12 protein-coding genes and 1 pseudogene are annotated in these 15,599 nt (G+C 43.0%); 3 read left to right on the forward strand and 10 right to left on the reverse strand.

Annotated features, from left to right (window positions below; translation table 11 throughout):
- Positions 1-3: 3 nt before the first annotated feature.
- The 4 genes from gatB to CVD28_RS14305 all read right to left on the reverse strand — a co-directional run bounded on the left by gatB (position 4) and on the right by CVD28_RS14305 (position 3,794).
- A complete protein-coding gene (gene gatB, locus CVD28_RS14290) occupies positions 4-1,434 on the reverse strand; it encodes an Asp-tRNA(Asn)/Glu-tRNA(Gln) amidotransferase subunit GatB (RefSeq protein WP_101593053.1) in 1,431 nt (476 codons plus the stop codon).
- A 12-nt stretch (positions 1,435-1,446) separates the two neighbouring features.
- Positions 1,447-2,898: an Asp-tRNA(Asn)/Glu-tRNA(Gln) amidotransferase subunit GatA gene (gene gatA, locus CVD28_RS14295; protein WP_101593054.1), complete on the reverse strand. Its 1,452-nt coding sequence runs from the start codon at positions 2,896-2,898 to the stop codon at positions 1,447-1,449.
- Positions 2,899-2,910: 12 nt separating this feature from the next.
- Positions 2,911-3,201 carry an Asp-tRNA(Asn)/Glu-tRNA(Gln) amidotransferase subunit GatC gene (gene gatC, locus CVD28_RS14300; protein WP_101593055.1) on the reverse strand — a complete coding sequence of 97 codons (291 nt, stop codon included), beginning with the start codon at positions 3,199-3,201 and terminating at the stop codon, positions 2,911-2,913.
- 104 nt (positions 3,202-3,305) lie between these two features.
- Positions 3,306-3,794, reverse strand: a complete 489-nt coding sequence (locus CVD28_RS14305) for an HIT family protein (protein WP_374702536.1) — start codon at positions 3,792-3,794, stop codon at positions 3,306-3,308.
- Between the two features lie 281 nt (positions 3,795-4,075).
- Between CVD28_RS14305 and CVD28_RS14310 the strand changes: the two genes are divergently transcribed.
- Positions 4,076-5,290 carry an L-lactate MFS transporter gene (locus tag CVD28_RS14310; RefSeq protein WP_101593056.1) on the forward strand — a complete coding sequence of 405 codons (1,215 nt, stop codon included), beginning with the start codon at positions 4,076-4,078 and terminating at the stop codon, positions 5,288-5,290.
- Positions 5,291-5,373: 83 nt separating this feature from the next.
- Here CVD28_RS14310 and pruA read toward each other — a convergent pair whose 3' ends face one another.
- From pruA to CVD28_RS14335, 5 genes are all read right to left on the reverse strand, one after another.
- Complete coding sequence (pruA, locus tag CVD28_RS14315) at positions 5,374-6,921, reverse strand: L-glutamate gamma-semialdehyde dehydrogenase (RefSeq protein WP_101593057.1); 1,548 nt, start codon at positions 6,919-6,921, stop codon at positions 5,374-5,376.
- Positions 6,922-7,309: 388 nt separating this feature from the next.
- A complete protein-coding gene (locus tag CVD28_RS14320; protein ID WP_101593058.1) occupies positions 7,310-8,479 on the reverse strand; it encodes a CamS family sex pheromone protein in 1,170 nt (389 codons plus the stop codon).
- Between the two features lie 12 nt (positions 8,480-8,491).
- Positions 8,492-10,498, reverse strand: a complete 2,007-nt coding sequence (ligA, locus tag CVD28_RS14325; protein ID WP_101593059.1) for an NAD-dependent DNA ligase LigA — start codon at positions 10,496-10,498, stop codon at positions 8,492-8,494.
- Between the two features lie 25 nt (positions 10,499-10,523).
- Positions 10,524-12,761, reverse strand: coding sequence for a DNA helicase PcrA (pcrA, locus tag CVD28_RS14330; protein ID WP_101593060.1), 2,238 nt, complete (start codon positions 12,759-12,761; stop codon positions 10,524-10,526).
- Between the two features lie 64 nt (positions 12,762-12,825).
- Entirely contained in the window at positions 12,826-13,509 is a 684-nt protein-coding gene (locus tag CVD28_RS14335) for a heptaprenylglyceryl phosphate synthase (RefSeq protein WP_101593061.1), read from the reverse strand.
- Positions 13,510-14,006: 497 nt separating this feature from the next.
- Here CVD28_RS14335 and CVD28_RS14340 point away from each other — a divergent pair, with 497 nt between their 5' ends.
- Positions 14,007-14,456: a hypothetical protein gene (locus CVD28_RS14340; protein ID WP_101593062.1), complete on the forward strand. Its 450-nt coding sequence runs from the start codon at positions 14,007-14,009 to the stop codon at positions 14,454-14,456.
- A 207-nt stretch (positions 14,457-14,663) separates the two neighbouring features.
- On the forward strand, positions 14,664-15,185 hold the full coding sequence (locus CVD28_RS14345) for a GNAT family N-acetyltransferase (protein WP_101593063.1): 522 nt from the start codon (positions 14,664-14,666) through the stop codon (positions 15,183-15,185).
- Positions 15,186-15,469: 284 nt separating this feature from the next.
- Here CVD28_RS14345 and CVD28_RS14350 read toward each other — a convergent pair.
- A pseudogene (locus CVD28_RS14350) lies at positions 15,470-15,562 on the reverse strand (YjcZ family sporulation protein); the annotation flags it as partial.
- Positions 15,563-15,599: the final 37 nt, after the last annotated feature.

Genomic DNA, 15,599 nt, shown 5'->3' on the forward strand with positions numbered 1-15,599 from the left:
ATTTTACCGCTTTTGAAGCTCTTCAAGCAGCAATTTGTTTACAAGCGGAGGATTGGCCTGTCCTTTTGTCGCCTTCATGATCTGGCCGACAAGGAAGCCGGTTGCTTTAGCCTTTCCGTTTTTGAAGTCCTCAACCGATTGCGGGTTATTGTCGATTGCTTCTCCAATGATTTTTCTTAGCGTTCCCTCATCAGAAATCTGAACAAGCCCTTTTTCTTTTACAATCGTTTCAGGGTCTCCGCCATTTTCGATCAGCTCTTTGAAAACAGTCTTCGCGATTTTTGAAGAAATCGTACCATTTTCAATTAGCTTAATCATGCCAGCAAGCCCTTCTGGAGTTAACGCAATATCATGCAGCTCTTTTCCTTCAGCATTCAGATATGCTGATAGCTCTCCCATGATCCAGTTAGAAGCCTGCTTGGCGTCTGCCTCTTTTTCAACAACTGCCTCAAAGAAATCAGCAGTTTCCTTTGTTACTGTTAAGACAGCCGCATCATATTCCGGCAAACCTAGATTTTCGACATAGCGTTTCTTCCTGGCATCCGGCAGCTCAGGGATTTCTGCTGTGATACGAGCCTTCCACTCTTCATCAATATGGATAACAAGAAGATCGGGTTCCGGGAAATAGCGGTAATCATCAGAGCCTTCTTTTACACGCATTAGAAGCGTTTTGCCTGTTGCTTCATCAAAACGGCGGGTTTCCTGCTGGATTGTGCCGCCTGCCTGAAGAACCTCTTCCTGGCGCTTCTCCTCATATTCCAAGCCTTTTCGGACAAAGTTAAAGGAGTTTAAGTTCTTCAGCTCCGTCTTTGTGCCAAATTCCTTTTGTCCAACGGGACGAATCGAAATATTAGCATCACAGCGCAGTGAGCCTTCTTCCATCTTACAATCAGATACTCCAGTGTACTGGATAATCGATTTCAGTTTTTCTAAATAAGCATACGCCTCTTCAGGAGAAGAGATATCCGGTTCCGAAACGATCTCGACAAGCGGTGTTCCCTGGCGGTTGAAGTCTACAAGAGAATAGCCGTCGCCAGTATGAGTCAGCTTGCCCGCATCCTCTTCCATATGAATTCGCGTGATGCCGATCTTCTTTTTCTTGCCGCCTACTTCAATCTCAATCCAGCCGTTCTCACCGATTGGCTTATCGAATTGGGAAATTTGATAAGCCTTTGGATTATCCGGATAGAAGTAGTTTTTACGGTCAAACTTTGTTTCCTCGGCAATTTCACAATTGAGGGCAATCGCTGCTTTCATTGCATAATCTACCGCTTTTTTGTTCATAACCGGCAATACCCCAGGATATCCAAGATCAACTACCGTTGTATTAGCATTGGGCGCGGATCCGAATTGATTTGGGCTGGCCGAGAATATTTTTGATTCTGTTTTAAGTTCAACGTGAACCTCTAAACCGATTACCGTTTCATAATTCATTTTTTTCACCCCTTACAGCTGTGGCTTTCGTTTATGGTGGTCAGTTGCCTGCTCATACGCATGGGCAACACGGTAAACAGTGCTTTCATCAAAATGCTTTCCAATAATCTGCAGGCCCAATGGCAGGCCATTAGCCATTCCGCATGGGACAGATATTCCGGGAACTCCTGCAAGATTGACTGGGATTGTTAAAATATCGTTAGCATACATCGTTAAAGGATCGCTTGTCTTTTCGCCAATTTTAAATGCAGGCGTCGGCGTTGTAGGCCCGATAATAACATCAAATTTTTCAAATACATCTTCAAAGTCCTTTTTAATTAACGTGCGGACCTTTTGGGCTTTTTTATAGTAGGCATCATAATAGCCAGAGCTCAACGAGAATGTTCCGAGCATAATCCGGCGCTTGACTTCATCACCAAAGCCCTGGGCGCGGGTCTGCTTGTACATTTCGATCAAACTCTCAGCATTGTCAGCCCGGAAACCGTAACGGACTCCGTCAAAACGAGAAAGGTTTGCTGATGCCTCCGAAGAAGAAAGCAGGTAATAAGTTGCCAGGGCGTATTTGGAGTGCGGCAAAGAAACCTCTTCCCAAGTTGCTCCAAGCTTCTCTAACACCTTTAACGCTTCAAGTACAGAATTGCGCGCTTCTTCACCGACACCTTCACCAAGATATTCCTTTGGAACAGCGATTCTTAGCCCTTTAACATCTCCTGTTAAAGAATCAGCAAAACGTGGAACATCCACATGCGCAGAGGTAGAATCCATCTCATCCAGGCCTGAAATAGCTTCAAGAAGATAAGCATTATCTTCAACAGTGCGGGTGATTGGACCAATCTGGTCAAGAGATGATGCGAACGCAATAAGTCCAAAACGTGAAACCCTTCCGTATGTTGGCTTTAACCCTACAACTCCGCAATATGCGGCTGGCTGGCGGATTGATCCGCCCGTGTCAGATCCTAGGGAGAAAAGCAGCTCTCCAGCTGCAACTGATGCCGCTGAGGCACCTGATGAACCACCTGGAACATAATCCAGATTCCAAGGATTCCTGGTTGCCTGATAGGCTGAGTTTTCATTTGATGAACCCATCGCAAATTCATCCATATTTAACTTTCCAATAGTTACAGTTTGTGCTGCCTGCAGCCTCTGGACCACTGTTGCATCGTAAATAGGATTAAAGTTTTCAAGAATTTTGCTTCCGCTCGTTGTCCGCAAACCCTTTGTGACAATATTGTCTTTCAGGCCGATTGGCAGCCCAAACAGAATACCCTTCTGGCTGTCACGTTTTTCATCCAATGCCTTTGCCTGAGCACGGGCATTTTCTTCATCTAAAGTTAAAAATGATTTTACTTTATCGTCTACACGGCTTATTGCCTTGTATGATTCCTCAACAAGGTCTGATACCGAAAGCTCTTTTTTATTTAAAAATTCATGAAGCTCTGAAGCTTTATGATCAAATAAAGACATAGTTACCCCTCCCTACTCCAAAATCGATGGTACCCGGACATATCCATCCTTGCTGTCCGGCGCATTCTTAAGCACCTCTTCAATAGGCAGACCTTCTTTTGCCTTGTCTTCCCGCAGTACATTTTTCATATTTAAAACGTGAGAAGTCGGCTCAACGTTATCGGTATCCAGCTCATTTAACTGCTCTGCAAAAGAGATTATGGCATCCAGCTGCTGGGTGAATTTTTCTGCTTCCTCTTCTGTAACAGCAAGCCTTGCCAAATGGGCCACATGCTTTACCTGATCAATTGAAATTCGCGACATTCATTCCACCTCCGATTCAAATCTTCAAACTAAGACATAATATACTGATAATATCAAAGTTTGACGGTTTAACGCAATAAAAGTTCCGCGACAATAGCCCCTGCTTATGCTTTCAGCAGCCATGCCCTTAGTGAATCTGCGGCAGCCATGACTTGTTTTAGATTTGCCTCATCACTCATTGTTTCACGGCTATGCCTCAATACCGGCCTGACGCTTTCTACGGACCGGCCCAGCTTATTCATCCATTGATACCTGGGAACCATCCAAAGATGGAAATGGTGCGTTGTATCCTCATTGTAAAAGTAGTAGACATGTTCAACTCCAAGTACTTCCCTTTGAGCCATTCGAAGCTTGCGGATTAAGAAAATATACTCCTCGGCTTCTTCATTAGTCAGTTCGTCCATCGTATAAAAATGCCTTTTCGAGGCTACTATCATCAGACCGGCAATCGGATAAGCAATATCCTGGTGTACATGAAAATGGTTTGTTTCATAAATTGTCCCTCCTGTCGCTTCAATCGCACTGTTGGCGACTGCACAGCTTAAGCAGGAGGTCTCTATCTCTCTACCGTCAGCAAACATTATTTTTCTCACGTGGTCCCTCTCCCTCAGCAGTGTATTTCCCCAGCAACTATTATGTATTTAAGCCTCTAATGTCGATTTATTGCTAGAAATGCAGTATTACTCTAGCAATATCAGTAACTTATTCCCGAAAAAATAAAAATAACCTCAAATATTGTCCGGGAAATATCCCTATTATTCTACAGATTTACATAAAGATGATTTCTGCAGGCGCATTTTTCTCCCAATTTTGGCAATAATATTTTCGATATTAGTTTCATATTAGCAATGGCGAAAAGGAAGGAATGCTTGCTATGAATGCCAAATCCATTAACCCCTGGCTTGTCATTGCCGGGACTATCATCGTCCAGATGGGCCTAGGAACAATTTATACATGGAGTTTGTTTAATCAGCCTTTGGGGAGCAAGTTCGACTGGGATCTCAGTTCTGTTGCCATCACCTTCTCGATTACAAGCTTTTCGTTAGCGTTATCAGCCTTATTTGCAGGTAAACTGCAGGAAAAGTTGGGCATCCGCAAACTAATTACCCTGGCTGGGATTGCCCTCGGATCAGGTTTAATCTTAAGCTCAAAAGCCTCTTCTTTGCCAATGCTCTACCTGCTAGCCGGTGTCGTCGTCGGTTTTGCAGATGGTACAGCCTACATTACTTCATTGTCCAATATAATCAAGTGGTTTCCTGAACGCAAAGGATTGATTTCAGGTATTTCTGTCTCTGCGTATGGCATGGGCAGTCTGATCTTTAAGTATATCAACGGGGAAATGATAGAGACTGCCGGCGTATCAAAAGCTTTTTTATTCTGGGGGATAATTGTAATGATCATGGTGGTGCTGGGAGCCCGTCTCTTACATGAAGTTCCTCTAATAGAAAAAGAATTTCAAACCACTCAACTTAAAAGCGACTATACCGTTGGGGAGATGCTTAGGACCAAAGAGGTTTACCTGCTGTTCCTTATGTTTTTTACAGCCTGTATGAGCGGTCTATATTTAATCAGCATTGCCAAAGATATCGGGGTTGAATTGGCAGGCCTCAATGTAACGACCGCTGCTAATGCCGTCGCTATGATCGCTATTTTCAACACGGTTGGCCGAATTATTCTTGGCGCACTTTCTGATAAAGTCGGCCGTTTGAAAGTGGTTGGTTTCACTTTTATTGTAACCGCAGTTTCTGTGTTGGCGCTCAGTTTTGCTGAATTGAATTATTTTATCTTCTTCATTTGCGTTGCTAGCATTGCATTTTGCTTTGGAGGAAACATTACAGTATTCCCGGCAATCGTCGGTGACTTCTTCGGCATGAAGAATCACAGCAAGAATTATGGCATCGTCTACCAGGGATTCGGCCTAGGTGCATTGTCCGGTTCGTTTATTGCTGCATTGGCAGGCGGATTCAAACCGACTTTTGTCGTGATCGGTACCTTGTGTATCATATCGGTGATAATCGCCTTATTAATCAAACCTCCTTCAAAGCGGGAGAGAATGCCAAGAGGAAATCCACAAACCAGATTGGTCTGACACTAGTCTTAACAGGAGCAAATCCAAATAAAGAACCCTTTGTAAGACAAGGGTTCTTTAACAATCAATATTTTAAATACCAATTAATACATTTCTGAAGTTGTTTTACCTTGCATATGCAATGTCAGGTAATCCGGTCCTCCAGCTTTGCTGTCAGTTCCAGACATATTGAAGCCGCCGAATGGCTGATAACCAACAATCGCGCCGGTGCAGCCGCGGTTGAAGTACAGGTTCCCGACATGGAAGTCTTCACGAGCCTTTTCCTGGTTTTCGCGGTTAGTCGTAATTACCGCTCCAGTTAAACCGTATTCTGTGTTGTTGGCAATTTCAAGAGCATGGTCAAAATCTTTGGCTTTTGCAAACGCTACAACTGGTCCGAAGATTTCTTCCTGCATTAAGCGGGCTTTCGGATCAAGATCCGCAAAAATAGTCGGCTGGATAAAGAAGCCTTTTGAGCTGTCCCCTTCTCCGCCTGCCATTAAGCGGCCTTCTCCTTTACCGATTTCAACATATTCCATGATCTTGTTGAATGCATTCTGATCGATAACAGGTCCCATAAAGTGAGTGTTTTCATCAGGGTTACCGACTGTCAATTCTTTGGTTAATTCAACAGCGCGATTCAATACTTGATCGTATACATCTTCTACGATAACAGCTCTAGAACAAGCGGAGCATTTTTGCCCTGAGAAACCAAACGCTGATTTTACGATAGATTGAGCCGCAAGCTCAAGGTCAGCTTCTTTATCGACAACGATCGTATCCTTACCGCCCATTTCAGCGATTACACGCTTCAGCCAGATTTGACCTTCGTTAACCTTTGAAGCACGCTCATAAATACGTGTCCCAACATCACGTGAACCCGTGAAGGAAATGAAGCGAGTACGCGGGTGATCTACCAGGTAATCGCCCACTTCTGCACCGCTTCCCGGCACAAAGTTCAGGACGCCTTTTGGAAGGCCCGCTTCTTCCATTACCTCAACAAATTTTGCTGCTACCACTGGAGTTGTAGAAGCTGGCTTTAATAGAACAGTATTACCTGTTACAATCGCAGCCACGGTTGTTCCAGCCATAATTGCGAACGGGAAGTTCCATGGGGAAATAATGATGCCCACTCCCAAAGGAATATAATCATAGCGATTGTATTCGTTTGCACGGCTTTGAACGGGAATACCATCTTTAAGCTTCAGCATTTGACGGGCATAGAATTCCAGGAAGTCAATTGCTTCTGCTGTATCCGCATCCGCTTCATTCCACGGCTTGCCTGCCTCTTTTGTCAATAAAGCAGAGAATTCATGCTTGCGGCGGCGAATGATTGCTGCTGCCTTAAATAGCACGTCTGCTCTTACTTCCGGTTTTACTTTTTTCCATGTCTTAAAAGTTTCATCGGCAATCTTCATTGCCTTTTCTGCTAATTCACGGTCCGCCTTGGAAACACGGCCGATAACTTCTTCTTTATTAGAAGGGTTTACAGATACGATCTTATCTTCAGTTGAGACTCGCTCCCCGCCAATCACTAAATCGTAATCCTTCCCTAAATATGATTCTACAGTTTTTAATCCAAGAAGATATTCCTCTTTATTCTCCTTTACAGAAAAATCTGTAAATGGTTCGTGCTTATAAGGTTGTACCACACCAATCGCCTCCAATATAGAAACTAATCACACATCTTCCATTTTAACTGAAAGTTTATAAGTCTTCAATTACACAATTTTCTTAAATATAAGATTTGGTGATTATTGGGGGAAATATGAACAAATTTGTTCATTACGCTTAACTGTTGCTTCATTTATAGGTTAGGAGATTGATATAATCAGTTCTTTTCGGGCTTACCCGGTTACATCCATGCCACTTTCTTCTCGCATCTATCTCTAAATTCCGCTTAATTCAGGCTGGTTTTTCTTAATAGCTTCTTTTTCCGCATGAACCAGATTTCCGTACTTTTGCACTTTAACCTGACTTCCTTTCTATATAAAAAGCCCTGCCAGCAGATTTTTCTCTGCGGCAGGGCTTAGCCAGGCACTACTTATAAATATGAACAAACGGCTCCTTTGTATCGGCTTTTCGAACAATCAGAGCTTCCGGCCCATTCACGGAACTAACCTCTACTTGAACCGAGATATACTCCGGAAAATGTTCCATAACAATCCCGGTTACATATTGGGTAAAGCCTACTGCTTCGGATTTACCATAAAACTGAATCGGGATGTCTATGCTTAACTCCTGGAGCTGATCTTCAATATAAAAAGCTTTACCCACTACTCCATTAAAGTTTGGAAAATATGTTTCTACATCTTGCTTAAAGTTCTTAAAGGCTGTTAAATCGTCCCGGTGATTTTTTTCTGCTTCACCTGAAGGGAATAGAACATACTTTTCTTTAACAGATTCCCATCCGCCGATATTCGAGCTTCCATTATCCACATAAGTATAGGCAAAGAAATTCCCTGGAACAACAGATTTATTTTCTTTCTGTTCAAAAAGTGCAAATGTAATAGGGACATTTTTTAATTCATCCATATTCCGCATACGCTGAAGCAGCTTTTCCGCAATTTTTTTGCCTTCCTGCTCCATCGTCTTTTGAGGTATCTCCGTTTCAAAGGTAGCACCGAATTCCTCTTTTTGATAATAATGGACAGAGTTTAAGGCAAGCCCAATTACGACACCGCCTAAACTTACATTGTTTTTATCATCTTTAAGTAAATAATCATGCTCCAAAATATGTGCGAGATAAATCGGATTCTTTGTATTCCTTTCTGCTATGCTTCCTTTTCCAGGATCCAAAGGATTAAGTCCGATATTGTCTTTTTCTTTCATTTTATTCTCTTTTAACTGTGCCTTTGTATATTGTCGATTAAGCAAAAGCCTTACTGTGTCTTTCTCCAGCATTTGTCCCTCTTGAAACAGATACTTTTCTGTATCAAAATTCTCCTGGGCAATGCGAGTCAGCCCCGTTTCAAATTCGTTAATATCGTATCGGGTATTCAAGTTTGCAACCACAAGCCCTCTCGCCTTTGCAGGTTTAAACGGCGTGATTATCCGATAATATTCATCTGAAATCTTATATTTGGGAATGATCGCTTTCTCCTTTTCTTCATTTGAATCCTGGACAACCTCATTCCGCTTCTCAAACTGGGGTGCACACCCGGCCAGAAGCAAGAAAAGAGCCAATCCCAGAAAGGAGATTTTTCTCATAACTTACACCTCTTATTTATTTAATTCTTCGACCAGTTTCGCCTCATCCCATACTTCAATTCCCAACTGCTCGGCCTTCGTAAGCTTTGAACCGGCATCCTCACCAGCAACTACAAGGTCCGTTTTTTTGCTGACGCTTCCCGCTACATTTGCACCCAGAGCCTCCAGCTTTTCCTTAGCTTCATTCCTGGTAAGCTGTTCAAGCTTCCCTGTCAATACAACCGTTTTTCCAGCAAAGAATGAATCAGACTGTTCCGGGTTTACGGGCTTTGGCCCCTTATAAGTGAGATTCACACCTCTTGCCTCAAGCTCGCTGATGAGTTCACTCACTTCTTCCATTTCGAAGAAAGTTACTACTGAATCAGCCATCTTTTCCCCAATTTCATTTATGGCTGTCAATTCTTCCCGGCTAGCTTTTTGCAATGCAAAGATTGTTTCAAACTCCTGAGAGAGTATTCTGGCTGCTTTTTCTCCAACATGCCGAATTCCCAGGCCAAATAAAAGCCGTTCAAGCGAGTTATTTTTGGATGCTTCAATGGCACGCAGCAGGTTATTGACTGACTTTTCCCCCATCCGTTCCATTGCAATCAGCTGTTCAAAAGTCAATTTATAAATATCCGCTACATCCTCAATCAGGTTTTCACGGAACAGCTGGCTGATGACTTTTTCACCCAGTCCCTCGATATTCATCGCATTTCTGGATACAAAGTGAATCAGTCCTTCCCGGATTTGAGCAGGGCACTTCGGGTTAATGCAGCGAAGGGCCACTTCTTCCTCGAGCCGGACCAGCTCACTTTCACATTCAGGACAATGGGTTGGCATATGGAAGTCAACTTCCTCCCCGGTGCGAAGATCCGCAAGGACATTTACCACCTCGGGAATGATATCGCCAGCTTTTTTTACAACAACCTGGTCGCCAATTTTAATATCCTTCTCACGAATCAAATCTTCATTATGAAGTGATGCACGCTGAACGGTGGTACCTGCAACTTTAACAGGGTCAAGAATGGCCGTTGGAGTTACTACCCCGGTGCGTCCAACACTTAGCTCAATGCTTTTTAACGTCGTAACAACCTCTTCCGCAGGGAACTTATAGGCGATAGCCCAGCGCGGGCTCTTGGCAGTCCGGCCAAGCTGCTCCTGCTGTTCATAGGAGTCTATTTTAATGACAATTCCATCTATATCATAAGGAAGGTTTGGCCTTCTTTCTACCCATCCTTCAACATACTCAAGAACTTCTTCGATATTGGCACATTTTTTCCGCTCTTTATTTGTTTTAAAACCGAGCCTGTCCAGCAAATCCAGTCCCTCGCTATGAGACGCGGCACTTGTGTTTCCGGCATCGCCGATCCCATATAAAAAGATATCCAGGTTTCTCGAAGCCGCCATCCTTGTGTCGAGCTGCCGCAGAGATCCTGCCGCGGCATTCCGGGGATTGGCAAACGGCTCTTCCTCTCTCTCCACCTTCGCTTTATTTAGAGCCTCAAACGACTTTTTCGGCATAAAAGCTTCACCGCGAACTTCAAGTGTCATCGGTTCCCTTAACCGGATCGGAATGGATTTTATCGTTCTTAGATTGGCCGTGATATCTTCTCCAATTCTTCCATCACCCCGGGTTGCTCCCCTGGCAAACATCCCATCTTCATACCTTAGTGATACGGCGAGCCCATCGATTTTCAATTCACAAACATATGAGAAATTATCGCCGACAGCCTGGCGGATCTTCCGGTCAAAGTCCCGCAGATCGGCCTCTCCAAAAGCATTTGCCAGGCTAAGCATCGGAGACGTATGCTCTACTTTCTCGAACATTTCCAGAATAGTGCCACCCACACGCTGCGTCGGGGAATCTGGTGTTACCAGTTCAGGGAACCTTTCTTCTAATTCAATAAGCTCGCGAAGCAGCTTGTCATATTCGGCATCAGGGATGGATGGCTTGTCCAGCACATGGTACTCATAGCTGTATTGATTCAGCAAGTTTTGCAAATCCCGGACATGCACTTCTGCAGTTTTCAGATCCATAGATCCAGCTCCTTAGAGAAAATAGTTACTCTTTTGTAATCGGCGCAAATTTGGCAAGCAGCCGTTTGATGCCAGTTGGGCTTGGGAAAGCAATATCCAGCTCCTTGCCCTCTCCTTCACCCTTAACGCTGACAACAGTTCCTATGCCCCACTTTTTATGGGAAGCCTTATCGCCGACCTTCCACCCAATTTCGTCTCCACCGGTTGAGGAAGGTGCATTAACCGGGCGGCCAACCGCCGCTCCGGCTCTCCTCAGGCCAGACTGCTGTGCAGCCGGGCGGGAGGAGGACATAAAGCTTGGAGCACTTTTCTTTGGCATCAGGTCCTCCAAAAGATCTTCCGGAATCTCGGCAATAAACCTCGAAACAGGGTTCATATTGGTTCGTCCGAACAGGGTTCTCATTTGCGCATTAGTAATATAAAGCTCTTTTTCAGCACGGGTAATCCCTACATACGCCAGACGGCGCTCTTCCTCCATCTCTCCCTCATCAATCAATGAGCGGCTATGCGGGAAGACTCCTTCTTCCATACCCATTAAGAAAACGACCGGGAATTCCAGGCCCTTTGCGGAGTGAAGAGTCATGAGGGTGATTGTATCCTGTGAAGCAGTGTCGTTGCTGTCCAATTGATCTATATCTGCTACTAACGCCAAATCTGTCAGGAATGCAACCAGGGTTTTATCATCATTTTTTTCCTCAAAGTTCTTGGTTACGGATAAGAATTCATCAAGGTTTTCCAGCCTGCTTTGAGATTCCAGTGACTTTTCCGCTTCCAGCATTTCACGGTATCCTGACTTTTGCAGCACTTCTTCAACAAGCTCGGTCACAGACAAATACTCCTGCATTTGTGTATATCCAGCGATCAGATCCCGGAATTCTCTTGCTGCCTTTGTGATTTTCGGGCTGACGCCAATCTGTTCAATTTCCTGCAGAGCCTGATAGATTGACAGATCATTCATCATCGCAAAATCAGCTATTTTATCAAGAGAAGTAGCACCGATTCCTCTCTTTGGCACATTGATTACTCGGCGAAGCGAGATATCATCATCAGGGTTGGCAATCAAACGCAAGTAAGCAAGCACATCTTTTATTTCTTTTCTGTCATAGAACTTAATTCCGCCAACAATGCTGTATTGGATGTTTGATTTCAGCAACACTTCCTCCATTACACGCGATTGTGCATTCGTTCTATATAGAATAGCGATATCAGAGAACTTCTTATCCCCTTGCCTCACCAGTTCGAGAATTTTTCCGGCTACGAACTGCGCTTCACCCTGCTCACTGTCCGCGCGCAGATAGAAGATTTTATTTCCCTCTGCATTTTCTGTCCAAAGATTTTTTGGTTTGCGGTTACTGTTATTTTCAATTACCTTGTTGGCAGCCTGAAGAATCCTTTTCGTAGAACGATAATTTTGTTCCAGGAAAATCATATTGGCACTTGGATAATCTTTTTCAAACGAGAGGATATTTGCGATATCTGCACCCCTCCAGCCATAAATTGACTGGTCAGAGTCACCTACAACACATAGATTCTTGAACCGGGAAGCCATCTGCTTTACTAGCATATACTGGGCACGGTTCGTATCCTGATACTCGTCCACATGGATGTACTGGAATTTACGCTGGTAATATTCCAGAACCTCAGGCACACGCTGAAATAGATGGATCGTCATCATGATCAGATCATCGAAATCCAGTGCCTGGTTTTTGCGGAGACGTTTTTGATACTCAGTGTAAACATCTGAAGCAACTTGGTCATAGTATCCGCCAGCATTTTTACTATATTCTTCCGGAGTGATCAGTTCGTTCTTTGCTGAGCTGATGGACCCCAAAATCGCACGGTAATCAAACTTCTTCGGATCGATATTTTTATCCTTCAGGATTTGCTTGATTACAGATTGCTGGTCTGTTGTATCCAGAATGGAAAAATTCCGGTTATAGCCGATTCTGTCAATATCTCTTCTTAAAATCCTTACGCACATGGAGTGGAAGGTCGAAACCCAGATATCTTCAGCGGCTCCCCCAAGGATTCCTCTGATCCGCTCCTTCATCTCTCGTGCTGCCTTATTTGTAAAAGTAATCGCAAGGATATTCCAAGGCGCTACTTGCTTTTCGACCATCAAATAGGCGATCCGGTGCGTTAGAACACGTGTTTTTCCGCTTCCAGCACCGGCCATGATCAATAGCGGACCGTCAGTGCATTTTACCGCCTCCTGCTGCCGGTCGTTTAACCCTGCTAGTAATTTATCACTCAAATATTGCATATTACCACCACCATATCAGAACATTTGTTCCGTTAATTATACTAAAAATCTTTTATTATTACATCTATTTTACTGCGGAAACGGTTTGTAACGCTTCCTCCAAATTTTCATAAACAATGTTGCCCACAACGATGACATCTGCCAGTTGTCCCATTTCCGCCGCTTGTGCAGCGGTTTTAATGCCTCCTCCGTAAAAAAGCACGGTATTGTCCAAGGTAGCTTTTACCCTTTCAACTAGCTTGGGATTCCCGTAAATGCCGCTATATTCCATATAAAAAATAGGAAGGCGAAACATCCTTTCAGCCATCATTGCATACGCAATTACATCTTCATCGTCCATGCTTGCAGCCGCATTTGTCAGTCCGGCAGCTTTGCAATCAGGATTTAAAATGCAGTAGCCTTCGACATGAATCTCTTCCCAATTCATGATCTCGCCGTACTCTTTAACCGCCTGATGATGAAGTTTCATCATCCAATTGGGATCGCTGCTGTTTAGCACGGTTGGGATAAAATATAAATCAAAACCCGGTGAAACTGATTCAACAGAGGATACTTCCAGAACACACGGTACAGTATAACGACGAATCCTTGCCATTAAATCGAGTACGTTTTCAATGGTCACACCGTCTGTGCCGCCGACAATAATCGCGTCGGTACCTGATTCACACACCCGCTCCAGTGCCTTATCACTTATTTCTTTATTAGGATCGAGTTTGAAAACATGCTTCCACTCGCGATAATTGTACATCTTAAAAGCCTCCATTCTAATTCCCATTACACCATTATATCATTTCTGTTTTTCAAGAAAAAAGACTATTCACTGTAAATTATCCCCTTTGCTTTATTGGGAGCAAAAAAGCAGAGTCATTCCTAACTTCCAAAACACTATAAAAAAGAAAGGAAGAATGGTGAACGGAATATACAGCTGTTAAAGCTGAGTGGTTACTGGTAAAAAGTTGCTGGACACTCGAGCTAGAATAACTGTATTAAAAAAGTTATGATTTTTTTACAGATTGTCGAGGATTTTGTTGCTGTATTATGTAGGTGTATGAATTTTCATTAACTAACTACTTAAGCCGTCATGAATTGACGGCTATGATTATATCAATTTATTTGGATGGCTAACGGTCAGGAGTTGAAGATTTTCTTATTGAGGGAGGTAGTTGAACAGGGTAAAAATATCCTAATGAAATGCTCACCGTATAAATAACTCATGTTAGTTACAGTCAAAGGAGTTATGATGATATGCTGGAAACAATAAAAATAGAAAATTGGCTGATAGAAGTTAATGTTGATAAGACCCTGGAATTTTACCGCAAAGACTTAAATATATGCAGCTGCCTCGGCTGCAATAATTTTGTTGAAGCATGTAAATATATAAAGACTCCAGTCTTAGATGTGTTCAGAAAACTAGGGATTAATCCAGCAAAACCAGCCCATCTGTCTGAATTCCCTACTATGGAAGATGGAGTAAGACAATACATTGGAAGCTACCATTTTGTCGGCAGAGTTTTTGAAGGAGAAATGAGCACGTTATCTAACAGCAATGAAACGAATACGTTTGAGATAGAGAACTTCGCTTTTGGATTTTCTGTGGATTTAGAGTTTGTGCCAGAAGATTTTCCATCTCCTGTTGTACAGTTAGATTTCGATGCATACATTGATTGGGTTCTTGATGATAATCTGGATGAATAAGCGAAGGTGTGTGCCTTCTTCAAATAACAGATGCGTTACTTAATGATCCAGCTGCCATTTCAGGCGGCTTTTCTTCTTGCACTAAAGGGGCCGTTTAGCTCAAGAAGGACTTTCATATTAGATAGAGAAATAATCAATAATTTACATTTAATCCCTCATTTTGTAATATTTTCATAGACAGCAAAACGAGGGGTAGGGAATTATACCATGTTAATTGAAACAGATAGATTAACAATTAGAGAGTTTCAGCCGCAGGATTGGAAGAGGGTATACGAATATACATCGAATTCACTAGTGATGGAGTATATTCCAGAAGGATTATTTACAGAAGAAGACGCGATGGAATTTGTAAAAAAAAACACGGGTTCAAAGGCCGAAAAATTTCCCGTCATTTTACATAAGGAAGATTGCTTGATTGGACATATAGTGTTTCATAAGTACTTCGGGGAACATACTTATGAGATCGGCTGGGTGTTTCATCCAGACTTTTATAACCGAGGCTATGCATCAGAAGCTGCTTATGCCGTCTTGAAATATGCATTTGAACAATTAAAGGTTCATCGAGTCATTGCCACATGTCAACCGGAGAACACTGGGTCATACCGGGTGATGGAGAAAATTGGTATGAGAAGGGAAGGTTTCTTTAAGAAATGTATCCCTCAAGGAGAGAAGTGGCGGGATGAATATTACTATGCAATTCTCGATGAAGAATGGCAACAACAGAAATAAGGCGGGAACTTATACAGGAGACTCTTTATGGCTTATTCTAAATTTGTGAATAGATGTACTTAATCTATAGAGAGCTTGAGTCCAAGAATAGGGGTTGCTGCGGCAGCTCTTTTTTCTTGCTGGCTAACGGCGCAGGTTAGTTCAATAACAAAGGTAAATTTCCAGAGATTAAATATAGGATAAGACCCAAAGTTTTTGTTGGGATAACAATATAATCAAAAGAAGGACAGACCAATAAGATCCGCCCCTCCTGTCTTTATGAAGCAGTTGTCAATTAGCCATTATTAATAGCCTTTGCCAACAAAAGCAACTCCTACGATGATTAAAAGGATAAACAGTACAACGATTAAAGCAAAGCCGCCTCCGTATCCATATCCATTTTCAGACATATGCTCCACCTCCTTAATGAAGGAT

Origin of the sequence: Bacillus sp. M6-12, assembly GCF_002860285.1 — a bacterium.
GTDB lineage: Bacteria > Bacillota > Bacilli > Bacillales > DSM-1321 > Peribacillus.